A 1,271-nucleotide genomic window follows, 5' to 3' on the forward strand; every position below is an offset into this window, starting at 1 on the left:
TGGCCTGCAGGCCGCCCGCGTGGGTGAACCAGCTGGTGGTCTCGCCGCTCACGCTGCTGTAGGTGTGGGCGGCCGTGAGCTGCACGTCGCCCTGGGCCACCAGGCTCAGGTCCTGCCCGGCAAACACCGCCGTGCTCTGCGGGCTCACGAAGGCGGCGGTGCTCGGCGTGTCGAGCACCACATACGGCTTCGCAAACCGTTCGACCGGCTCGCCCAGCGTGCGGCTGCCCGCCTGGGCCTTCTTCGCTTCCTGGCCGTTGACCGGGCCGTCGTACCGGCCGTCCTGCTGCGGATCCAGGCCCTTCAAGGTCTGGGCCCAGCTCTTGTCGGGCGCGTGGGGTTCGAGCTTCGCGGCCTGGGCGCTGGCCGCCGCCTCGCCGAGCCGCTGTCCCAGGTCCTGCGCTGCCTTCAGCTGCGCCAGCGCCTCGGCCACGTCCATCTGCGTGCCCTCGACGCTGTGGCCGTTCTGCGGCCGCGTGGTGCTGCTCAGCAGCACCCCCTGGCCGGCGCGCACCGTGGCCCAGCCCTGGGTGACGAGTTCATAGCCGGCGCCGCGCCAGGCGCCGCGCTGGGCGGTGGTGGCGCCCTGCTGGATCAGGTGGCCCAGGCCCAGCTCGCTGGCGCGGTAGCTGGTGGCCAGGCGCATGCGCAGCTGGCCGGTGGCGTCGTCGAGCACCCATTGGCCCCAGTCGGCCTGGTCGAGCGTTGGCACGTGCAGGCCGCTGACGGTGCCGGTGTGGTTGGCGCCGGAATCGACCCCGGCGGCGAACAGCGGCGTGTCCTGCCCGTTGTAGAGCTGGCCCACGATGAGCGGGCGGTCGATGTCGGCCTCGACGAAGTCGACCAGCACCTCGGCCCCGATGCGCGGCGTGAAGGCGGCACCCCAGTTGGCGCCGGCACTCGGCGTGGCCACCCGCACCCAGGTGCCCGACTGTTCGTTGCCCGGGGCATTGCCTTGCGTGTCGCCGGGGGTCTCGTGCGGCAGTCCGCCGGGCAGCGGCCGGCTGCCGCGCTGCCACGGGAACTGCACCTTCACCCGCAGCTCGCGGTCGGTGGTGAGAGGCTCGCCTTCCAGGCCCACCACCACCGCGGTCTGCAGCCCCAGCGCGCTGGGGCGGCGCTGGAAGGCCGGCACCAGCGGCACCGCCGCCAGCACGGCGCTGAAGTGGTTGCGGTAGCTGCCGGCCTCGAGCTCGGGGGCGTCGAGCAGGCGGGCGGCCTGGGCGCCCAGGTTGTTGGCGGCCTCATGTTCGATCGCCAGCACGGTAAAG

1 protein-coding gene is annotated in these 1,271 nt (G+C 73.4%); it reads right to left on the reverse strand.

The features are described 5' to 3' along the window. Window positions 1-1,271: type VI secretion system Vgr family protein (locus tag E8D38_RS27750; RefSeq protein ID WP_140637507.1), on the reverse strand; the 1,271-nt coding region annotated here is incomplete at both ends.

The sequence above is a fragment of the Methylibium rhizosphaerae genome (genome assembly GCF_006386545.1).
In the GTDB taxonomy this organism is placed as follows: domain Bacteria; phylum Pseudomonadota; class Gammaproteobacteria; order Burkholderiales; family Burkholderiaceae_C; genus Pseudorivibacter; species Pseudorivibacter rhizosphaerae.